This window comes from Streptomyces sp. ISL-1, assembly GCF_018614585.1.
Classification (GTDB): domain Bacteria; phylum Actinomycetota; class Actinomycetes; order Streptomycetales; family Streptomycetaceae; genus Streptomyces; species Streptomyces maoxianensis.
The window spans coordinates 77778-97895 of sequence record NZ_JAGGOI010000038.1 but is presented as its reverse complement, the minus strand read 5'-3'; the positions used below and the strand labels follow the sequence as shown (position 1 = coordinate 97895).

Below are 20118 nucleotides of genomic sequence, written 5' to 3'. Positions count from 1 at the left end.
ACGCACCCAGTATCGGCCACGACCGCTCACCCGCAGCGCCCTGGAGAATCCCACAAGCGCATCGGGCTTCATTTGGACCTTTTGGGGGGTATGGGCGATGCTGGGGCCTGCTGGCCGACTCTCCCGCGCCCCCCACCTCGTACGGAGTTCTTCCATGCCCCACGCCTCCGAATCCGAAGGCGCGATAGAGACCCGTGGCCTCGAGCCCGTCCCCGACAGCGAGCGCACCGGCCACGTACGCCAGCTTTTCCCCACCTGGGTCGCGGCGAACATCAGTGTGCTGCTGCTCACGATGGGCGCGGGCCTGATCGTCTTCAACGGACTGAACTTCTGGCAGGTGCTCGTCGTCGGGGGCGCGGCGCCCCTCGTCTCGTACGGAATCGTCGGCCTGATCTCCATCGCCGGCAAGCGCGGCGGCTCCCCCGGCATGGCCCTGTCCCGCGCGGTCTTCGGCCAGCGCGGAAATCTCTTCCCCGGCTCGCTCATCTGGGTCGCGCGCTGGGGCTGGGAGACGATCAACGCGGTCACCGGCGCGTATGCCGTGCTGACCGTGCTGGATCTGCTCTTCGGCGTCAAGAGCAACACCACGCTGATCGTCGTCACACTGCTGCTCTTCGTCGCCGGCACGTTCCTGGTCTCCGGGCTCGGCATCAACGCGCTGCGTGTGTGCAGCAAGTGGTCGACATATCTCTTCGGCGCGTTCAGCGTGCTGGTACTGGTCCACCTGGTCGCGAACACCGACTGGTCCGCGGTCTTCGGCAAGCCGGCCGGGTCGACGGCAATGCTGGTCGGGGGCATCGGCACCGTCGCGGCGGGCGGCATCAGCTGGGTCCCCTCGGGCCCGGACTTCACCCGCTATCTCCCGCGCGCCGCTTCCGGCAGGGCGATGGTCGGCTCGACGGTCGGCGGTGCCGGGATCGTCGTACTGCCGATGGTGCTGATGGGCGCGGTGATGGCGGTCTCGACGCCGGACCTGGCGAGCGCAACCGACCCGGTCGCGTTCATCGGCCAGATCCTGCCGATGTGGATCGCGGTCCCGTATCTGCTGATCGCGCTGGTGGGCATGTTGCTGATCAACTCGATGTCGATGTATTCGGCGGGCTTCACCGCGCAGACCCTGGGCATCAAGGTCCCGCGCGCCTGGGCGGTCAGCGTGAACGCCGTCATCAGCCTGGCCTTCGGGTTCCTGTTGATGGTGGTGGCGACCAGCTTCATCGGCTCGTTCATCTCCTTCCTCACCCTGCTCGCGGTGGCGTTCTCGGCGTGGATCGGCGTCTTCGGTGTGGACATGCTGCGCCGGCGTACGTACGACGGCGAGGCGCTGATGGACACCACGCGCACCAGCGCCTACTGGTACCGGGGCGGCTTCGCCTGGCAGGCGATGACAGCGTGGGCGCTCGCGCTCCTCGTCGGTCTGCTCTTCACCAAGGTCGACTGGTTCGCCGGCCCGCTCGCCTCGACCTGGATCGGGAAGAACGGCCTGGGCTGGGCGGCCACGATCGTCCTCTCGGCGGCGCTGTACGCGGTGCTGCCGCGCACCCGGTCCGCGGCGGCCGAGCCGGTCCCGAGCGCCTCCGTGGAAGAACCCGAGTCCGCGGCCCTGTCAATCTGACGCTCCGTCAACTACCGTCCCCCTCACCCGGCGGAGGGGGACGTTCCCATGGTCTTCACAGTGGCCCGCTTCAATCTCGTCGATCCCGGCGCGACGCCCGAGGCCCTCGCGGCCCGCTATCGCGCCGCCCTGGAGATGGCCGCGTACGCCGACGACCGCGGCGTCGACACAATCCAGACCGAGGAGCACCACGGCGCCGAGAACAACTGGCTGCCGTCCCCCTTCGTCTTCGCCGGAGCTGTCCTCGGCTCAACGCGCCGGATCGCGGTCACCGTCTCCGCGATCATCGGTCCGCTCTACGATCCGCTGCGGCTGGCCGAGGACATCGCCGTACTCGATCTGATCGGCAGGGGCCGTCTTGTGACGGTCGCCGGCATCGGCTACCGGCCTGAGGAGTACGAGCAGCTGGGGGTGGAGTGGACCCGGCGCGGCAAGCTCCAGGACGAGCTGCTGGAGACGCTGCTGATGGCGTGGACCGGTGAGCCGTTCACCTACCGCGGCCGGACCGTCCGGGTGACCCCGCGTCCCTACACCCAGCCGCATCCGATGCTTCTCGTGGGCGGCTCCTCGCGGGCCGCCGCCCGGCGCGCGGCCCGGCTCGGGCTCCCGTTCTTCCCGAGCGCGCATCTGCCGGAGCTGGAGGCGTACTACCACGAGCAGCGCGAGCGGTACGGGACCGAGGGCTGGACGATGATACCCGCGAAACGGACTCCGCTCCTGCATCTGGCGCGGGACCCGGACCGCGCCTGGGCCGAGTACGGCGAACACTTCCTGCACGAGGCGCGGATGTACGCCTCCTGGCAGTCGAAGGACATCCGCTCCGCGGTGCGCTCGAAGGCCACAACTGTCGGGGAACTGCGCGACGAGGGCGTGTACCGGATCGTCACGCCTGAGGAGTGCGTGGCGCTCGGCGGGGACAGTCTGGTGCTGCATCCGCTGTGCGGCGGCATGCCGGTGGACGAGGGCTGGCGCAGCCTTCAACTCTTCGCAGAGAGCGTGCTCCCACGGCTCACGAGCTGAACCTCCTCGGGCACACACGCACTGCCCGGCTCACCGGTTGAGCCTCCCCGGGCACACACGTACTGCCCCGGCTCACGAGCTGAGCCGGGGCAGTTCCGTAGTGAGGAGAGGGGCAGCGGGGATTAGCCCATCTCCTCCAACGCCTTGCCCTTGGTCTCCTTGACGAACAGAAGTACGAAGGGGATCGAGAGCGCGGCGAAGAATGTGTAGATGATGTACGTGCCGGAGAGGCTCCAGTCCGCCAGGCTCGGGAAGCTCACGGTGATGACCCAGTTGGCGATCCACTGCGCGGACGCGGCGACGCCGAGTGCGGCCGCCCGGATCCGGTTCGGGAACATCTCGCCGAGGAGGACCCAGACCACGACGCCCCACGAGAGGGCGAAGAAGAGCACGAAGACGTGCGCGGCGATCAGCGCGACGGCGCCCTGGGTGCTGGGCAGCTTGCCGTCGACGAGTTCGGCGGAGAAGGCCCAGGCCTCGAAGGCGAGAGCGATCGCCATACCGGTCGAGCCGACAAGGGCAAGCGGACGCCGGCCGACCCGGTCGACCAGGACCATCGCGATCACGGTGCCGATGATGTTGATGATCGACGTGGTGAACGAGTAGAAGAACGAGCTGGCCGGGTCGATGCCGACCGACTGCCACAGCGCCGCGGAGTAGTAGAAGACGACGTTGATGCCGACGAACTGCTGGAAGAGGGAGAGTCCGATGCCGACCCAGACGATGGGCAGGAAGTTGAAGCGGCCGCCCAGCAGGTCCTTGAAGGTCGACTTGTGCTCGCGGCGCATCGCGAGTTCGATCTCGGCGACGCGGGCGTCCAGGTCGATCTTGTGGCCCTCGACCTCGCCGAGGACCTCCTTCGCCTTGTCGACCTTTCCGACGGAGATCAGGAAGCGGGGCGACTCGGGGATCGCGAAGGAGAGCAGTCCATAGAGCACCGCCGGGACGACCATGACGCCGAGCATCCACTGCCAGGCCTCGATACCGAGCATCTCGCCGCGCTGATTGCCGTCGGCGAGCTGCAGGATGGCGTAGTTCACCAGCTGGGAGATGGCGATGCCGATGACGATCGCGGCCTGCTGGAAGGAGCCGAGCCGACCGCGGTAGGCGGCCGGCGACACCTCGGCGATATAGGCCGGGCCGATGACCGAGGCCATGCCGATGGCGAAGCCGCCGATGATGCGCCAGAAGGCGAGGTCCCAAAGGGCGAACGGGAGAGCGGAGCCGATGGCACTGGCGGTGAAGAGCACGGCTGCGATCTGCATACAGCGGATACGGCCGATACGGTCGGCGATCCGGCCGGCGGTCGCGGCGCCGACGGCGCAGCCGATCAGTGCGATGGCGATGACCTGGGCGAGCGTTCCCGAGCCGATGTCGTAGCGGTCCCGGATGGCTTCGACGGCGCCGTTGATCACCGAGCTGTCGTAGCCGAAGAGGAAGCCGCCCATCGCGGCGGCGGCCGTGATGAAGATGACATGGCCGATATGTTCGGGGTGAGCCTGTCGGCCTCGCGATGCCGGCGGTGGCTGCTCAGTGCTGGTCACGTGTACTCCTGGGTCCGGCAGCGTCGCCGGGCGTGGGGGGCGAGCCCTTCAAGTGGTGCACAACTTCCCGCCGCTCACCACTTGAAGGTAAAAGCAACGTTGCAGAGACTATTCGTTCAAGTTTCGAAGTCAAGACCCTGGAACGAACGAATACTTCATCCACGACCCAGTCGACTTGAGTTCAACACTTGAAGAATCGTCAGAGGTTGTTGGGGGTTCGTGAAGGGTTTGTCAGCGAAGTCGCTGGCTGATGACCTTGGAGACGCCGTCGCCCTGCATGGAAACGCCGTACAGCGCGTCAGCGACCTCCATCGTCCGCTTCTGGTGCGTGATGACGATCAGCTGCGAGGACTCCTGGAGCTCCTGCATGATCCGGATCAGCCGCTGGAGGTTTGTGTCGTCGAGCGCCGCCTCGACCTCGTCCATCACATAGAACGGGCTCGGCCGGGCCTTGAAGATCGACACCAGCAACGCGACGGCGGTCAGCGACCGTTCACCGCCCGACAGCAGCGAGAGCCGCTTGACCTTCTTGCCCGGGGGCCGCGCCTCGACGTCCACGCCCGTGGTGAGCATGTTGTCGGGATCGGTCAGAATCAGCCGGCCCTCCCCGCCCGGGAAAAGCCTCGAGAAGACACCCTCGAACTGGCGGGCCGTGTCCCGGTAGGCATCAGTGAAGACCTGCTCGACGCGCTCGTCGACTTCCTTGATCACCTGGAGCAGGTCGGCCCTGGTCTTCTTCAGGTCCTCAAGCTGTTCGGAGAGGAACTTGTGCCGCTCCTCCAGCGCGGAGAACTCCTCCAGGGCAAGCGGATTCACCTTCCCGAGCTGCTGATACGCCCGTTCGGCGGACTTGAGCCGCTTCTCCTGCTCACCGCGTACGAAGGGTCTCGGCAGATTGCGCGGGTGCTCAGGGTCATCGGGCAGTTCCTCCCCCTCGGCAGGCAGCGACGGCGGCACCAGCTGGTCGGGCCCGTACTCCGCGATCAGCCCGGCAGGTTCCACGCCGAGCTCCTCCAGAGCCTTGGTCTCCAACTGCTCGATCCGCAGCCGCTTCTCCGCCCCGAGCACCTCGCCTCGGTGAACTGAATCCGTGAGTTTGTCGAGCTCGCTCTTGAGGTCGCGCCCTTGATTGCGGGCTGCGCTCAATTCCCGTTCCCGCTCGGCCTTGGCCGCCTCGGCCGCGACCCGCTCCGCCTCTGCCCTTACCAGCGAGACCTCGACATGCGCCAGCAGCTGGCGGGCGCCGCTCGCCACCGCGGAGGCGACCTCCGCCTCGTGGCGCAGCCGGGCGCGCCGCTGTTCGGCCCGCGCCCGTGCCTCGCGCTCGGCGCGCGCTCCCCGGTCGAGTGCGTCCGCGCGCCCCGCGAGCCCTTTGACGCGCTCCTCGTGGGTACGGACCTGCAGGCGGGCCTCCATCTCGGTCTGGCGTGCGTTGGCGCCGTCGGCGGCGAGCCGGTCCCGTACATGCGTATCGGGCTCCTCCTCGATGGGAGCCTCCTCGGCGACCAACAGCCGCTCGGCCAGCTCCTCGGCCTCCTCCCGCGCCCGCTCCAGCGCCTCCTGCGCCCTGGCGACGGCCCCGGTCGTCCGCTCGGCCTCGCCCGCGGCCCCGCGTGCCTGTCCGGCGAGCCGCCCCAGCTGCCCCGACACGGCCGACTTCTCACGGTCGGCGGCCCGGCGGCGCTCCCCCAACTCCTCCATCAGCGCGGCGCATTCACGGCGACGCCCGGTGGCCTGCTGCTGGGCGGCGGCAAGTTCCTCGCACCGTACGGCCAGCTCATCCAGCTCGGCGGCCGCCTCGTCGACAGATGCCTGCACCTCCAGCAGGCTCGGCGCTCCGGCGGAGCCGCCCTGCGCGAAGTGCGCTCCAAGGAGGTCGCCTTCGGCTGTCACGGCGGTGAGTTCGGGCCGCGCGTAGATCAGGTCCTCGGCGTCCTCCAGCGTCCCGACGACCACCATGCCCCGCAGCAGCCGGCGCACGGCGGGCATCAGCTCATCGGGCCCGCGCACCAGCTCGGCAACGTACGCAGGCCCGTCCGGATGCCGCTCCGGCGGTACGGATTCGGGGGCGCCGCTCAGCAGTATCGCCGCGCGCCCCGCGTCCGTCTTGCGGAGCAGCCGCAGCGCCTCGGCCGCGGTCGCGGGAGCCGACACGGCGACGGCGTCCGCGGCCGCGCCCAGCGCCGCGGCGACCGGCACCTCATAGCCGGGGGTGACGGTGAGCAGCTCGGACGCCGGGCCGAGCAGCCCGCTCAGCCGGTCCTTCGCGGCGAGCAGCGCGCCCGTGCCGTCCTTGCGGCGCAGGCCCATGGCGAGCGCCTCGCGGCGGGCGGCCACGGCTGCGCGCTTGCGCTCGGCGGTGGTGAGTGCCTCACGGGCCGCGCTCAGTGCCGCCTCCGCCTCCGCCAGTTCACGCTTGGCCGTGTCATGCTGCTCGCCGAGCGCGGAGTCGTCGGCGTCGAGCCCGTCGACCTCGGCCTTGAGCTGCTCGTACTCCTCCTGGGCCGCCACAGCCCGCTCCTGGGCCTCGTCGCGTGCGGCGGCCAGCCGGTCGATCTCGGCCTGCGCCGATCCGGCCCGCGAACGGGCGGCGTTGACCTGACCGCCCAGGCGGGCCAGTCCCTCGCGCCGGTCGGCGATCGCCCGGGCGACATCCTTGAGCCGCCGCTCCTCGACGGCCAGCTCCCGCTCCAGCTCGGCGCGGTGCGCGACGGTGTCCTCCAGCGCGCGCTCGGCCGCCTCCAGCGCGGCCTCGAGTTCTGCCTCCTGCTCGCGGATCCTGGCGGCCTCGCGCTCCATGTCCTCGGGGTCGCGGCCGCGCCGCTCGTCCGCCGGCGCCGCGGTCGCGCTCTTCACCCGCGCGTCGGCCAGCGAGATCGTGCCACGCACCCGCTCGGCCAGCTGGGACAGCTCGTACCAGCTCTGCTGCGCCCGCTGCAGCCGCGGCGCGAGGCGCCGTACGTCGTCCTCCAGCTCCGCCTCGCGGCTCAGCGCCGCCTTGAGCTCCGCCTCGGCGGAGTCCTTGCGTTCCTTGAGCGCGGCCTCGTCGGCGATCTCGCCACGCAGCGCTTTCCGCAGGCGTACGAGATCGTCGGCCAGCAGGCGCAGCCGGGCGTCGCGCAGATCGGCCTGGATGACGGCGGCCCGCCGCGCCACCGCGGCCTGCCGCCCCAGCGGCTTGAGCTGCCGGCGCAGCTCGTCGGTCAAGTCCTGTACGCGGGCGAGGTTGGCCTGCATCGCGTCCAGCTTCCGCAGCGCCTTCTCCTTGCGCTTGCGGTGCTTGAGGACGCCGGCGGCCTCCTCGATGAAGGCCCTGCGACCCATCGGATCGGCGTGCAGTACGGAGTCGAGCTGGCCCTGCCCCACGATGACGTGCATCTCGCGGCCGATGCCGGAGTCGGACAGGAGTTCCTGGATGTCGAGGAGCCTGCAGGTGTCGCCGTTGAGCTGGTATTCGCTGCCGCCGTTGCGGAACATGATCCGCGTGATGGTGACCTCGGCGTAGTCGATGGGGAGCGCGCCGTCGGAATTGTCGATGGTCAGGGAGACCTCGGCGCGACCGAGCGGGGGCCGCCCGGTCGTCCCGGCGAAGATGACGTCCTCCATCTTGCCGCCGCGCAGCGACTTGGCTCCCTGCTCACCCATGACCCAGGAGAGCGCGTCCACCACATTGGACTTGCCGGAGCCATTGGGCCCGACGACACAGGTGATACCGGGCTCGAAGCGCAGCGTGGTGGCGGAGGCGAAGGATTTGAACCCGCGCAGAGTCATGGCCTTGAGGTGCACGCCGCCGGACTCTACCTTTCACTCTCGGTTTCACCCATGAAGGTGCAGGGCACATCAGACGTTAAGCGAAGCACCTAGGGGGCGAGGCGCAAAGAAAGAAGGGACGCCGGAGCGTCCCTTGCATATCTTGCGCGTACATATTCTGCGCTATGTATCTCCAGAGATCGCCGTGCTCAGGTGAGCGCAGGCTCCGCCTGGGGTACGTCGATGTCGATGCCGTCAAGCAGCGACTCTCCGGGGTGCTGAGCGACGGCAGCGTTGAGCGCGTCGTTCTCGGACTGGATCCGTACAAGCTCGGATTCGAGGTCCTGGACGCGCTGCTGAAGCCGTCGCATCTCGGCGAGGAGTCGCGGGTCGGAACCGCCGACGTAACCGAGAAGCGCCTTTGCCATGATGGATGGTCCTCCACACTGAGTGACCGACCGAAGCGGTGTGGGTCGTGAGGGATTCGCACCCGCGGTGTTCGGCAGTGCTTGTTACTGCTGATATTGCTGCGGTTCTTACTGCCAAACAGCTAAGGTGCGCGGGGACTTCCAGAGTCTCACCAAAAAGTTTGACGGTCAACACGATCACGCCCCGCGTCAACGGGCAAACCCGGGGGCATCCGGCCGCGGAACGTGCGGCGGAGCCTCATCTGCGGGGCCCTGGGGCGTAGAGATCATTCTTACTGGCGCAGCGTGGCACCACAACCCCTTCTTGGCAACCACCAGGTCATTTCTGCCACAGGCAGGTGCCTGAGGCATACGTTTCGGACCTCCGCGGCAATGAAATCCGTGGTGATCTTCAGCGGATCGCGAAGTCCTCATAACCACCGCGCGGGGTGCCCCAGATCTCAGTGACACCGTCGACCCGCCCGGGTGTGTCGCCGGAGCGCAGCCACTCCAGCAAACGGTGGCAATTCTCACGTGAACCCTCTGCCACAACCTGCACTCTGCCGTCGTCGAGATTCACCGCGAACCCGGTAAGGCCACCGATCTCGAGAGCATTTGCCCTGGTGAACCAGCGGAAGCCCACTCCCTGTACTCGGCCGCGTACCCAGGCGGTCAGCCGTGCAACATCATCCATGGGTGCAAGCTAACCGGCCAATTCCTCTCTGAGCACTTCGCCCCCATGCGTCATGGCGGTACAGTCCCGTCGCAATGAGACTCACCCCTATGGGTGAGTTTGCTTTGACATTTACCATTCAGCACGAGGAAGGCACAGCAGATGGGACGCCATAGCCGGAAGAAGCGGGCAGCTGTGCCCGTACGCACCGGGCTGCTCGGTGTTTCCGCAGCCATGGCGGTAGGCGCCGTGGCTGTGGCATCAGGCCTGCTGCCGGGCGGCGACAAATTCGACGTCAGCGGCGGCAGCAAGTCGAGCGGGCAGGTACGCACCGAGGGCTCGGCGAAGCTGCAGACGCAGGGCGACGCGAGCGCCGAGCCGACGAAGGAGGCCTCGGCCCCCGCGAGCCCGAGTGCCGTCCGCCCGCCGGCTCCGTCGAAGACCCCCTCTCCCTCCCCCACGCCGACCAAGCCGTCCGCGACCCCGTCGAAGCAGACGAAGGCTCCGGAGAAGCGCAAGGAGAGCGCCGCGCCTCCGGCCCGTACCGAGACGCGTGCCCCCGCCCGTTCGGCCGAGCGGGCCAAGCCCGCGGCCCCGGGCGCTTCGGCCATCGAGGCCCAGGTACTCGGCCTGGTCAACAAGGAGCGCGCGAAGGTCGGGTGCAGCCCGGTGCGGGCCGATGCCGGGCTGGCGGATCTCGCCGGGGACTTCAGCGCCGACATGGCCGCGCGTGGCTTCTTCGACCACACGGACCCCGCAGGGGTGACGCCCTGGGACCGCGCCGACAAGGCGGGCGTGCGGGGGCTCGGCGGCGAGAACATCGCCCGCGGGCAGGCCGATGCGGGCGCCGTGATGAACTCGTGGATGAACAGCGACGGCCACCGCGCGAACATACTCAACTGCGCGTACAAGACGATGGGCGTCGGTGTGCACCTGGGCGACGGTGGCCCCTGGTGGACCCAGGACTTCGGCTTCTGAGATTTCCGCTGGTCAGCGATCTGTCAGCTCTCTTGGGCCGTCTCGGGGCCGTTATCGGCAACCGAGGCGGCCCAAACTGTGTCCACGGCGGCCCGCGTGCGGGTCTCGCTCGACGGCATCAGATGCGTGTAGGTCCGCAGCGTGAAGCCGGGGTCATGGTGGCCGAGATATTCACTGAGGACAGGCCTGCCCGAGTAGCCGGCAAGCGTACGGCGCCCTGATCATGCCCGACCCCAGACCGGGCAGGCCACCGGCCAAACCCCCCCACCAACCTCACGGCAGTTCTTTTCATCAGTCGACGGCCTTCAAGTCGCCCAGGGCGTCTCCGAGGCCGAGTTCGGTGGCACCACGGGTCTGGAAGCCCTGCTTGAACAGCTCAGCCGTGCGCTGCTGTACTCCCTCGCCTCGGACGAGTTGCTGGAACAGCGCGGCGTCCGCGCGCACTTCGGCAGGAGCCGGCAGGCTGATGGCGTTGACTGCCGACTTGGCTGCGATCAGCGCATCGCGGGGGAAGGCGCCCATGCGCGCGGCGATACCTGCTACGAACTCGTCCAGTTCGGCGTCAGGGACTGCACGATTGATCCATCCATAGCGTTCGGCGAGGTCGGCGTCGAAGTCCGACGACGTCAGCACGGCTTCGAGTGCACGGCCCCGGCCCAGCAGACGGGTGAGGTGCTGGATCGCGCCCGCGCCGGGGGGTGTTCCGATTCCCACTTCGGGCTGGCCCAGGACGGCGTTCTCCCGGGAGGCGAAGCGCATGTCGCAGGCAAGGAGGAACTCACTGCCCGCTCCCCGGGCACGGCCGCGCAGCTTGGCGATGGTGACAGCCGGGAGCCGGCTCAGCTTGCGGAACAGCATTCCCAGGGAGGCGTCGCCGGGGCCTCCGGCCTTCGCGGCCTCAGCGGTGTACTCGGCGACTTTCGTCATGTCGACGTGCGGGAAGAAGAAGTCGGCGTCCGCACTGTCGAAGATCACCACGCGTGGGGCGGTCGGGCGTGACAGTTCCTCGAGCAGTGCGACCAGGTCCCGCACGACCTCGGGACCGATGAGGTTCATGGGCGGCGCGTTGAACGTGGCGGACAGGACGTTGCCGTCCCGCCTGGTCTTGATGGTTTCGTACGAGGCGGTCATCTCGGTCTTCCTGTCATCGCTCAGCCCCGTCCTTCTCGTCGACGCGGTGCAGGATGATGTCGCGGGATTCGGCGGCGGCGACGACCTGGAACGGGGATGGTGACCAGGCCGAAGCTGAGAGCGCCGCGCCAGATCGCTCAAGGCATGACAGTGACCCTTTCACCCGGTTTGCCATGCTATGCCGCCCCCCGCCAGTGGGCTCCCTGAGTGGTCCGGACCTACCTGGAATCGAGCACGTGCCAGATGACCGTAACTTCGCGGTGGTTTCAGTCCTGGACGACGAAGCGGCAGCCCAGAGGGCTGATTCGCGGGGCGTCAGCGCAGTACGACCTCGCCCGCGTGGACGGCGTGCAGGGCGCGCTCGACAGTCTCCTGGTTCTCGCCGACCGGAGCCACGTAGCCGACGACGTCGCGCGCGGCATCCTCCCCGAGCATTCGGGTGATCACCCACGTGGCGAGATACTGTGACGCCAGGCAGCCGCCCGCCGTAGCGATGTTCCCCTCGGCGTGGAACGGCGCGTCCAGCACGGTGACGTTGCGGGCTTCGACAAAGGGCCGGCTCTTCATGTCCGTGCAGGCGGGCATGCCATCCAGCAACCCGAGCCTGGCGAGCACCAGCGCGCCGGAGCACTGCGCACCGATCAGCTGTCGCGAAGGGTCGAGCGGCAGCCTGGAGATCAGCCGGTCGTCGGCGACCACGTCTCGTGCCTTCACCCCGCTACCGATCAGCACGACGTCGGCTTCGGTCACGAACTCCATCGGGCGCTGTCCGGTTACCTCGACGCCGTTCATGGACGTGACCACCGGCGTCGGTGTCGTGATGAAGGCCTCCAAGCCGTCCTTTCGGCACCGGTTGATCAGTGCGGAGGCGATGAAGCTGTCGAGCTCGTTGAATCCGTCAAAGGTGACCACGGCTACCTGCATGGCATCTCCTCGATGTACGGCACGGGAGGTGCAGTTTCTCAGGGCGCTGTGTCCTGGTCACGGGCCAATTGGCAATCGGTGGCTCATCTGTCAGTGCTGCAGTTGCCGAAGTCACGCCTGGACCGGTTGATGGCCGAGAGGGCGGCGTCGAGGCTGGACCTGGACCGTATCCTCGCCGGTTCGGTAGGGCCGAAGGCGAAGCCGCCCCGCGTCTCACTTTCTCTTGGTTAGCGCTGCGTCGGAGTAGGGTGGCCGTCATGGACGACGGCCACCCTTTCGACGTGTTCTCGAAGCAGTGCCCCTCGCGCGGCACACTCGAGCATGTGACGGGCCGCTGGGGCAGCCTGACCATTGGGGCCCTGTACGTGGAGACCCTCCGCTTCAACGAACTGCGGCGGCGCGTCGACGGCGTGAGCGAGAAGATGCTCTCCCAGACACTGCAAGCCCTGGAGCGCGACGGCCTGGTGCACAGGGAAGCGCAGCTCACGAATCCACCGCGGGTGGACTATGACCTGACCCCGCTGGGGCGCGCGGTCGCCGAGCGGCTGATGGGGCTTATCCAGTTGGTGGAGGGCCGGATGCCCGAGGTACTGGCGGCGCGGGAACGTTACGACAGCGTGCGCGTCGGCCGCGGCGGCCGCTGACAGCGCGGGCAGAAGTAGCTGGACCGGTTCATCCAGGGGCGGCGGCGCATGGGGGTGCCACAGCGACGGCAGGGCTCGTCCTCTCGCCCGTAAGCGTCCAACGACCGGTCGAAATAGCCTGATTCGCCGTTCACGTTCACATAGAGGCTGTCGAAGCTGGTGCCGCCGACGGCCAGCGCCTCGTTCATCACGTCCCGTACATGACGCAGCAGTTCGGCCGAGCGGGGACGTGTGAGGGTCGCGGTAGGGCGCTCGTAGTGGAGCTTCGCGCGCCACAGCGCCTCGTCCGCGTAGATGTTCCCCACCCCGCTGATCAGCGACTGGTCCAGCAGCGCGCGCTTGACCGTCGTACGGCGCAGGCGCAGGGCGGTCTGGAACGCCGCGTCGTCGAAGGCCGGGTCGAGCGGATCGCGCGCGATGTGCGCGATGACGTCGGGCAGGCCCTCGGGGGTGTTGTCGTGGAGCGAAAGACCGCCGAAGGTGCGCTGGTCGACGAAGCGCAGCTCAGTACCGAGTGAGTCGTCGAAGCGGATCCGGATCCGCAGATGCTTCTCGTCGGCGGCGTCCTCGGGCTGCACGAGCAGCTGCCCGCTCATGCCCAGATGACCGAGGATCGAGGCGTCGGTGTCCGCGAGCGGCAGCCAGAGGTACTTGCCGCGGCGGCGGGCGATGCCGACGATGTGCCCCTTGAGACGCGCCGCGAAGTCCTCGGCGCCGGCCGGATGGCGGCGGACCGAGCGCGGGTGCAGGACCTGGGCCTCGGCGATCGTACGGCCGCTGACCCAGCGCTCCAGTCCGCGACGTACGACCTCGACCTCGGGCAGCTCGGGCACGGGGCTCCTTCTGGGCGACTCTCACGGTGATGCCCGCAGCGTACCGCCGCGCCGGACGCCGAAACCCGTGAGGCCCCTGCGCTCCAGGGGAGCGAGGGGCCTCACGGGAAAGCGGAACGTCGCCTCAGGCCGTGGCCCGATGCGCGGGTTGCGAGGTCGAAAGGGCGTCGGCGACCCCTTCGTCGGATTCCTGTGGTTCCTCGGTTTCCTGTGGTTCCTCGGGCGTCGCGTCGGCCGCCGCTTCGGCTTCGGCCTTCGCCGAGGCCAGGCGCTCGTCCGCGGCTGCACGGATCTCCCGCCAGGCGGACTCGGCCGCCTGCTGTTCCGCTTCCTTCTTGCTGCGGCCGGTGCCGGTGCCGTACGAGACACCACCGACGCGGGCGGCAGCAGTGAAGGTCTTCTCATGGTCCGGGCCGGTCTCGGTGACGAGATACTCCGGAACTCCGAGCCCCTCGGCGGCGGTGAGCTCCTGGAGACTGGTCTTCCAGTCCAGGCCCGCGCCCAGGTTCGAGGACTTCTCGATCAGCGGGTCGAAGAGCCGGTGCACCAGCTCCGACGCCGCCTCGAGGCCCTGGTCGAGATAGACCGCACCGATCACCGCTTCAAGGGTGTCGGCGAGGATGGACGCCTTGTCCCGGCCACCCGTGCCCTCTTCGCCCCGGCCGAGCCGGACGAAGGAGCCGAGTTCGAGGCCGCGACCGACCTCCGCCAGCGCACGCGAATTGACCACCGCGGCCCGCAATTTGGCCAGCTGGCCTTCGGGCAGGTCGGGGTGGGTGCGATACAGCGTGTCCGTGACCACCAGACCGAGCACCGAATCCCCGAGGAATTCGAGCCGCTCATTGGTCGGCAGACCGCCGTTCTCGTACGCGTACGAACGGTGGGTCAGCGCACGCACCAGAAGGGCGGACTCGAGGTGATACCCGAGCCGCCCTTCCAGAAGCGTGTGGGACGAGGCTGCGTTGGCTGTGTTTACTGCGTCTGCCTGCTTCTTGGCATTGGACAGCTCAGACATCGTGCCTCTCACCGGCCGCTCAGACCTCGAGGACCTGGCGCTTGTTGTAGGTGCCGCAGCTCGGGCACGCGATGTGCTGGAGCTTCGGCTCCTGGCAACGCTCACACGAAACCAGGTTGGGGACCGCAGCCTTCCACTGCGACCGGCGGTGGCGCGTGTTGCTGCGCGACATCTTCCGCTTCGGAACAGCCACGGCTACTTCTCCTGCTTCTCGTCGACGCCCGCTTCGGCGCCGCCCATGTTGTCCTTCTCGCCGTCCTGAATGGTCTCGGCGAGTCCCTGCAAAGCCGCCCAACGAATGTCGGCGGCATCGTGGTGGTGACCCGGGTTCTCATCCAGCCTGACCCCGCACTGGGAGCACAGGCCGGCACAGGTCTCCCGGCACACCGGCTGCATCGGCAGTGCGAGCACCACCGCATCACGCAGCACGGGCTCGAGGTCGAACAGGCCGTCCTCGAGGAAAAGCGTGTCCTCGTCCTCGGCGTCGTCGACCGGCTCCGCAGTGCGACTGCGGCCCCGGTCATCGGCGTCGGGGTACGTGAACATCTCCTGGAAATCCGCCGCAACCTCCTGGCGCAACGGCTCCAGACACCTTACGCACTCCCCCTCGGCCGACGCACGGGCGGTGCCTGTGACAAGCACACCGTCCATGACCGACTCCAGGCGGAGGCCGAGCTCCACGGGCGAGCCCAGAGGCACGCCGATGACCCCTTCGATACCGAAGTCCCTGGGGGCCGGGACCGAGCGGGTCAGCCGCTGGAGCGCACCGGGACGCCTCCCCAGCTCGTGTGTGTCGAACACGAGGGGGTTGCGATGGTCGAGGCGCGTGCTCAGGGCTCTTCCTGCTTTCGGATCGTGGGGAGGGGCCGTCCCGATTCGGATACGAAGCGGACAGCCGGGATCGCGAAGCTACGCGCGACCGAAGAGCCAGGATACTGGACGGGCCGCCGTAGACCCAATCCGCTGCTTCCGGGCCGCTTGCTCAGCGGCCCTGCTCATAACGGCGCAGCTGTTCGAGGTCGATCATGCTGGTGTCGAACAGGCTGGTCTCGTCGAGGGCCGCGCCCTGCTGCGGGGACTGGTGCTGCTGGTGCCGGCCCTGCTGGTACTGCTGCTCGCCCTGCTGCTGCTCGCCCTGCTGGTACACGGGCTGCTGGTAGGCGTACGGGTCCTGCTGGACGTACTGCTGGTCGTAGCCCTGCTGCTGGTACGCGGCATACGGATCGGTCTGGTAGCCGGCGTACGCCTCCTGCGGCTGGTAGACGTACGGATCCTGCTGCGGGACCTCGGCACGGGCCTGGACCGGGATCTGCGGCTGCTGCTGGGCCTGCGGCTGGTACTGGTGCTGCGGCTGCGGTTCGGCCAGCTCCGCGAGACCGGCCAGATAGTCGGCGTCGCTCGCGTGCTGCTGCCGGCCCGCCGCGTCCTGGGCGGCCATGTGCTCGCCGAGGGCGTCGCTGGTGGTCCGGCCGTGCAGCTTCTGGCGGCCGCGGCCGACCGCGTCACGGGTCTTGGCGAGCACCGCCTCGAAGGCGCCGAGCTTGGCGTCGACGTACTCGTCCGCGCGCTGGATGAGCGTCTGCGGGTCCGCGCTGTACTCCGGGGCGTCGTCCTCGGCAGGGTCGATGTAACCCTGCTCGTCCAGGCCGGGGCGGCGGCCGAGCAGCTTCTCGCGGCCGCGGTCGACGGAGCCGATGGTCTTGGTGAGGACGACCTCGAAGTTGGCGAGCTTGGAGTCGACGTAGTCGTCGGCCTCGGCGCGGATCTCCTCGGCTTCGCGGCGGGCCTCGGCGAGGATGCGGTCCGCCTCGTCCTGGGACTGGCGGGCGACCTGGGTGTCCGAGATCAGCGAGCCGCGCTCGGCGTGGGCGCTCTCGATGATCCGCTCGGCCTCCTGGCGGGCCTGCTCGACCAGCTGCTCACGGCCGCCGATCAGCTCTTGGGCCTGGGCCAGGGATCCCGGCAGGGCCTGCCGGACCTCTTCGAGCATGGCGAGCAGCTCGGCGCGGTTGACCACGCAGGAGGCCGACATGGGCATGGACCGGGCGTTCCCGACCGCCTCGACGATCTCGTCGAGCTTCTTTTGGACGTCCACCGTGTGTTCGCCACTCTCTACAGCTGATGGGAGACGGACGGGACGACTGTACGGCCAGTCGGCGCCCGCCCGACACCAGGTGACGGTCTGTCAGTCCTTCACTTCTCGGCGAGGCGCCGGGTCAGTGCCTCGTGGACCACGGGCGGCAGCAGGTGGGAGACGTCGCCGCCCCAGGCGGCGACCTCCTTGACCAGGCTGGAGGAGAGGAAGCTGTAGGTGGGATTGGTCGGGACGAAGAGGGTCTCGACGCCCGAGAGGCCGTTGTTCATCTGGGCCATCTGCAGCTCGTAGTCGAAGTCGCTGACCGCCCGCAGGCCTTTGACGATGGCCGGGATGTCGCGCTGCTTGCAGAAGTCGACGAGGAGGCCGTGGTGGGACTCCACCTCGACGTTCCCGTAGTCACGGGTGACCTGGCGGATCAGGTCCATCCGTTCTTCGACGGTGAACAGTCCCTGCTTGGACTGATTGATCATCACCGCGACGTGTACGACGTCGTACAGCTTGGAGGCGCGGGCAATGATGTCGAGGTGTCCATTGGTGATGGGGTCGAATGACCCTGGACAGACTGCTCGGCGCAACTTACGTCCCTCGCTCTCCGGTCCGGTCATCGTGCGTCTTCGCATGTAGAGGCGGCGCGACCGTACCAAAGCGTGCCCTCGCCGTAACGACGGGCCCGCAGTGGCTCGAAGCCCTGCGGCCATATGAACTCGCCGCCTCTGGTGCTGCGCTCCACGGTGACGAGCGCATCGTCCGCGAGCCAGCCCTGGGTGCCGAGTGTGAGCAGAATCTCGCGAAGATCGTCGTCGGTGACGGCGTACGGAGGGTCGAGGAAGACGACGTCGTAGGGGGCGTCGGGAGCCGAACCCGTCACGATCTGTTCCGCTTTGCCGCTGCGCACCTCGGCGCCGGGCAGGCCGAGCGTCCGGACGTTCTCCCGGACGATGCGGGCGGCGCGGCTGTCGGCCTCGACGAGCAGGGCGTGGGACGCGCCGCGGGAGAGCGCCTCCAGGCCGACGGCGCCGGAGCCCGCGTACAGATCGGCGACCCGGATGCCGCTGAACGTGCCGAGGAGCGACTCCCAGCTGGAGAAAAGCCCCTCGCGAGCGCGGTCGGATGTGGGGCGGGTGCCGGTGCCGGGCGGGACGGCGATACGGCGTCCGCCGGCCGCGCCGGCGATCACGCGGGTCATGGCTGTCGGTCCTCGTCGGGGTTGGTGGGGGTGCGGATACAGCGGGTGCACACCCCACGATATTGCTTCGGCGCAGGCCGGTGGGACGGACGGAGCTCCTGCTGGGCGGTCAGCCCTTGTCGAGGTACTGCTCCCGTTCCGTGTCGAGCAGCGCGTCCAGCGCCGTACGCAGTTCGGGCAGCCGCTCGAGGTCCGGGTCCTCGGCGACGATCACCACCGCCTCCTCGCGGGCGGCCGCGATGATCTCCTCGTCCTCGATGACGGTGAGCATCCGCAGCGAGGAGCGCACGCCGGACTGGGCCTGGCCGAGCACATCGCCCTCGCGGCGCTGTTCGAGGTCGATACGGGAGAGCTCGAAGCCGTCGAGGGTGGCGGCGACCGCGCCGAGCCGGGCCCGGGCTGGACTCGCCTCGGGCATCTCGGTGACCAGCAGACACAGCCCCGGGGCCGAGCCACGGCCGACCCGGCCGCGCAGCTGGTGCAGCTGCGATACGCCGAACCTGTCCGCGTCCATGATCACCATGGCGGTGGCGTTGGGGACGTTGACACCGACCTCGATGACGGTGGTGGCGACCAGGACATCCACATCGCCGGCGGTGAACCGGCGCATCACGTCGTCCTTGTCGTCGGGCTGCATCCGCCCGTGCAGCACCTCGACGCGCAGGCCACTCAGCGGTCCTCGGGCGAGCTTCTCGGCGATCTCGATCACGGCGAGCGGCGGGCGCTTCTCGGCCTCGTCCTCGGCGGTCTTCTTCTTCGGATCGTCCTCGCCGTCGCCGATTCGGGGACAGACGACATACGCCTGGTGTCCGTTCTCCACTTCCTCGCGCACGCGCTCCCAGGCGCGCGCCAGGAAGTGCGGCTTGTCCTGGGCCGGGACCACATGGCTGGCGATCGGCAAACGTCCGGCCGGCAACTGGTCCAGGACCGAGATCTCCAGATCGCCGAAGACCGTCATCGCGACCGTACGAGGAATGGGGGTGGCGGTCATGACGAGCAGGTGAGGCGGCTGCTTGCCCTTGGAGCGCAGGGCGTCACGCTGCTCCACGCCGAACCGGTGCTGCTCGTCGACGACGACCAGACCCAGATCGTGGAACTGCACCTTGTCCTCGATCAGCGCGTGCGTGCCGATCACGATCCCGGCTTCGCCGGTCACCAGGTCGAGCAGCGCATGCCGCCGCGCCGCCGCGCCCATCGAGCCGGTCAGCAGGACCACCTTGGTGGCGTGCTCGGCGCCGCCGAGCATCCCTCCTTCCGCGAGCTCGCCCATCATCTCGGTGATCGAGCGGTGGTGCTGCTGCGCCAGGACTTCGGTGGGCGCGAGCATCGCGGCCTGGCCGCCCGAATCCACGACGGCGAGCATCGCCCGCAGCGCGACCATCGTCTTGCCCGAGCCGACCTCACCCTGCAGGAGGCGGTGCATCGGGTGTTCGGTGGCAAGGTCGTCGAAGATCTCCTTGGAGACCTTCTGCTGGCCCTCGGTGAGGGTGAAGGGCAGCTTGGCGTCGAAGGTGTCGAGCAGTCCGTCCGGCCTGGGTCTGCGTGCCACTGCGGGGAGTTGGGTGTCGTCGTACCGCCGGCGGGCGAGGGCGACCTGGAGGACGAACGCCTCGTCCCACTTCAGGCGCTGCCGCGCGTCCTCGATGTCCGCCCTGGTGTCCGGCCGGTGGATCTTGAGCAGCGCCTCGGGCAGCGACGCGAATCCACGGCCTTCTCGCAGCGCGGGAGGCAGCGGGTCGACTGCTTCCACGGCCCTTGGCAGCACCGCGTCCAACGCTTTGGTGATCTTCCAGGACTCCAGGCCCTTGCAGGCCGGGTAGATGGGGATCAGCTTGCCCGCGAAGGCGTCCACGGCGTCGTCGCCGCTGTCCGCGCCCAGCGGTACATACGTGGGATGCGCGAGCTGCAGCTTGTGGTTGAAGACGGACACCTTGCCGGCGAACATCCCGCGGCTGCCGGGCAGCAGGTCCTTGTGCGGCTTGTGGATTCCCCGCCCGAAGAAGACCAGCTGGAGCCTGCCGCTGCCATCGGTCAGGGTGATCTCCAGGCGCTGGCCCCGGCCGTGGTTGAACTTCAGCACCCGGGAGTCGGCGACTTGAGCGACCACGGTGACGTCCTCGTCCAGCGGCAGGTCGGCCAGCCTGGTCAGCTGGCCGCGCTCCTCGTACCGGCGTGGGTAGTGGTGCAGGAGATCGCCGACCGTATGCAGGTCGAGGTGCTCGGCCATCACCTTCGCGGTGGCGGCGCCGAGCGTGTTCTTCAGAGGTTCGTCGAGCGCGGGCACGCGATCCATTGCACACCAC

At 68.6% G+C, this 20118-nt stretch carries 18 protein-coding genes and 1 pseudogene; 4 read left to right on the top strand and 15 right to left on the bottom strand.

What is annotated here, in order from left to right; genetic code table 11:
- Positions 1 to 154: 154 nt before the first annotated feature.
- Both J7E87_RS26950 and J7E87_RS26945 read left to right on the top strand, forming a co-directional pair.
- Complete coding sequence (locus tag J7E87_RS26950; protein WP_215097136.1) at positions 155 to 1612, top strand: cytosine permease; 1458 nt, start codon at positions 155 to 157, stop codon at positions 1610 to 1612.
- A 48-nt stretch (positions 1613 to 1660) separates the two neighbouring features.
- Entirely contained in the window at positions 1661 to 2632 is a 972-nt protein-coding gene (locus J7E87_RS26945; protein ID WP_215097135.1) for an LLM class flavin-dependent oxidoreductase, read from the top strand.
- Positions 2633 to 2754: 122 nt separating this feature from the next.
- Here the strand turns inward: J7E87_RS26945 and J7E87_RS26940 are convergent, their stop codons facing one another.
- The 4 genes from J7E87_RS26940 to J7E87_RS26925 all read right to left on the bottom strand — a co-directional run bounded on the left by J7E87_RS26940 (position 2755) and on the right by J7E87_RS26925 (position 9027).
- On the bottom strand, positions 2755 to 4176 hold the full coding sequence (locus J7E87_RS26940) for a sugar porter family MFS transporter (RefSeq protein WP_215097134.1): 1422 nt from the start codon (positions 4174 to 4176) through the stop codon (positions 2755 to 2757).
- A gap of 231 nt (positions 4177 to 4407) precedes the next feature.
- Positions 4408 to 7962 (bottom strand): chromosome segregation protein SMC, encoded by a 3555-nt coding sequence (gene smc, locus J7E87_RS26935; protein WP_215097133.1) that lies wholly within the window; start codon positions 7960 to 7962, stop codon positions 4408 to 4410.
- 173 nt (positions 7963 to 8135) lie between these two features.
- A complete protein-coding gene (locus tag J7E87_RS26930; RefSeq protein ID WP_215097132.1) occupies positions 8136 to 8354 on the bottom strand; it encodes a hypothetical protein in 219 nt (72 codons plus the stop codon).
- Between the two features lie 391 nt (positions 8355 to 8745).
- Positions 8746 to 9027: an acylphosphatase gene (locus tag J7E87_RS26925; protein ID WP_215097131.1), complete on the bottom strand. Its 282-nt coding sequence runs from the start codon at positions 9025 to 9027 to the stop codon at positions 8746 to 8748.
- A gap of 141 nt (positions 9028 to 9168) precedes the next feature.
- Between J7E87_RS26925 and J7E87_RS26920 the strand changes: the two genes are divergently transcribed.
- Positions 9169 to 9984 (top strand): CAP domain-containing protein, encoded by an 816-nt coding sequence (locus J7E87_RS26920; protein ID WP_215097130.1) that lies wholly within the window; start codon positions 9169 to 9171, stop codon positions 9982 to 9984.
- A gap of 23 nt (positions 9985 to 10007) precedes the next feature.
- Here J7E87_RS26920 and J7E87_RS36580 read toward each other — a convergent pair.
- The 3 genes and pseudogenes from J7E87_RS36580 to J7E87_RS26910 all read right to left on the bottom strand — a co-directional run.
- A pseudogene (locus J7E87_RS36580) lies at positions 10008 to 10163 on the bottom strand (integrase); the annotation flags it as partial.
- Between the two features lie 112 nt (positions 10164 to 10275).
- The gene (locus J7E87_RS26915) at positions 10276 to 11115 is read right to left on the bottom strand and encodes an enoyl-CoA hydratase/isomerase family protein (RefSeq protein WP_215097129.1); all 840 of its coding nucleotides are present in this window, start codon (positions 11113 to 11115) and stop codon (positions 10276 to 10278) included.
- 315 nt (positions 11116 to 11430) lie between these two features.
- Positions 11431 to 12039: a DJ-1/PfpI family protein gene (locus J7E87_RS26910; RefSeq protein WP_215097128.1), complete on the bottom strand. Its 609-nt coding sequence runs from the start codon at positions 12037 to 12039 to the stop codon at positions 11431 to 11433.
- 257 nt (positions 12040 to 12296) lie between these two features.
- On the opposite strand from J7E87_RS26910, the gene J7E87_RS26905 reads away from it, so the two are divergent.
- Positions 12297 to 12683 carry a helix-turn-helix domain-containing protein gene (locus tag J7E87_RS26905; RefSeq protein WP_215097127.1) on the top strand — a complete coding sequence of 129 codons (387 nt, stop codon included), beginning with the start codon at positions 12297 to 12299 and terminating at the stop codon, positions 12681 to 12683.
- Here J7E87_RS26905 and mutM read toward each other — a convergent pair.
- The 8 genes from mutM to recG all read right to left on the bottom strand — a co-directional run bounded on the left by mutM (position 12647) and on the right by recG (position 20108).
- Positions 12647 to 13516: a bifunctional DNA-formamidopyrimidine glycosylase/DNA-(apurinic or apyrimidinic site) lyase gene (gene mutM / locus J7E87_RS26900; RefSeq protein ID WP_215097126.1), complete on the bottom strand. Its 870-nt coding sequence runs from the start codon at positions 13514 to 13516 to the stop codon at positions 12647 to 12649. The genes J7E87_RS26905 and mutM overlap by 37 nt on opposite strands.
- Positions 13517 to 13640: 124 nt before the next feature.
- Positions 13641 to 14531, bottom strand: coding sequence for a ribonuclease III (gene rnc, locus J7E87_RS26895; protein WP_215097125.1), 891 nt, complete (start codon positions 14529 to 14531; stop codon positions 13641 to 13643).
- Between the two features lie 19 nt (positions 14532 to 14550).
- Entirely contained in the window at positions 14551 to 14724 is a 174-nt protein-coding gene (gene rpmF / locus J7E87_RS26890) for a 50S ribosomal protein L32 (protein WP_053675094.1), read from the bottom strand.
- A 2-nt stretch (positions 14725 to 14726) separates the two neighbouring features.
- Positions 14727 to 15365 carry a DUF177 domain-containing protein gene (locus J7E87_RS26885; protein WP_215097200.1) on the bottom strand — a complete coding sequence of 213 codons (639 nt, stop codon included), beginning with the start codon at positions 15363 to 15365 and terminating at the stop codon, positions 14727 to 14729.
- A gap of 148 nt (positions 15366 to 15513) precedes the next feature.
- Positions 15514 to 16626 carry an ATP synthase F0 subunit B gene (locus J7E87_RS26880; RefSeq protein ID WP_215097124.1) on the bottom strand — a complete coding sequence of 371 codons (1113 nt, stop codon included), beginning with the start codon at positions 16624 to 16626 and terminating at the stop codon, positions 15514 to 15516.
- Between the two features lie 98 nt (positions 16627 to 16724).
- Positions 16725 to 17204, bottom strand: coding sequence for a pantetheine-phosphate adenylyltransferase (coaD, locus tag J7E87_RS26875; protein ID WP_215097199.1), 480 nt, complete (start codon positions 17202 to 17204; stop codon positions 16725 to 16727).
- Between the two features lie 26 nt (positions 17205 to 17230).
- Positions 17231 to 17815, bottom strand: a complete 585-nt coding sequence (gene rsmD / locus J7E87_RS26870) for a 16S rRNA (guanine(966)-N(2))-methyltransferase RsmD (protein ID WP_215097123.1) — start codon at positions 17813 to 17815, stop codon at positions 17231 to 17233.
- A gap of 109 nt (positions 17816 to 17924) precedes the next feature.
- Positions 17925 to 20108, bottom strand: a complete 2184-nt coding sequence (gene recG, locus J7E87_RS26865) for an ATP-dependent DNA helicase RecG (protein WP_215097122.1) — start codon at positions 20106 to 20108, stop codon at positions 17925 to 17927.
- Positions 20109 to 20118 lie beyond the last annotated feature (10 nt).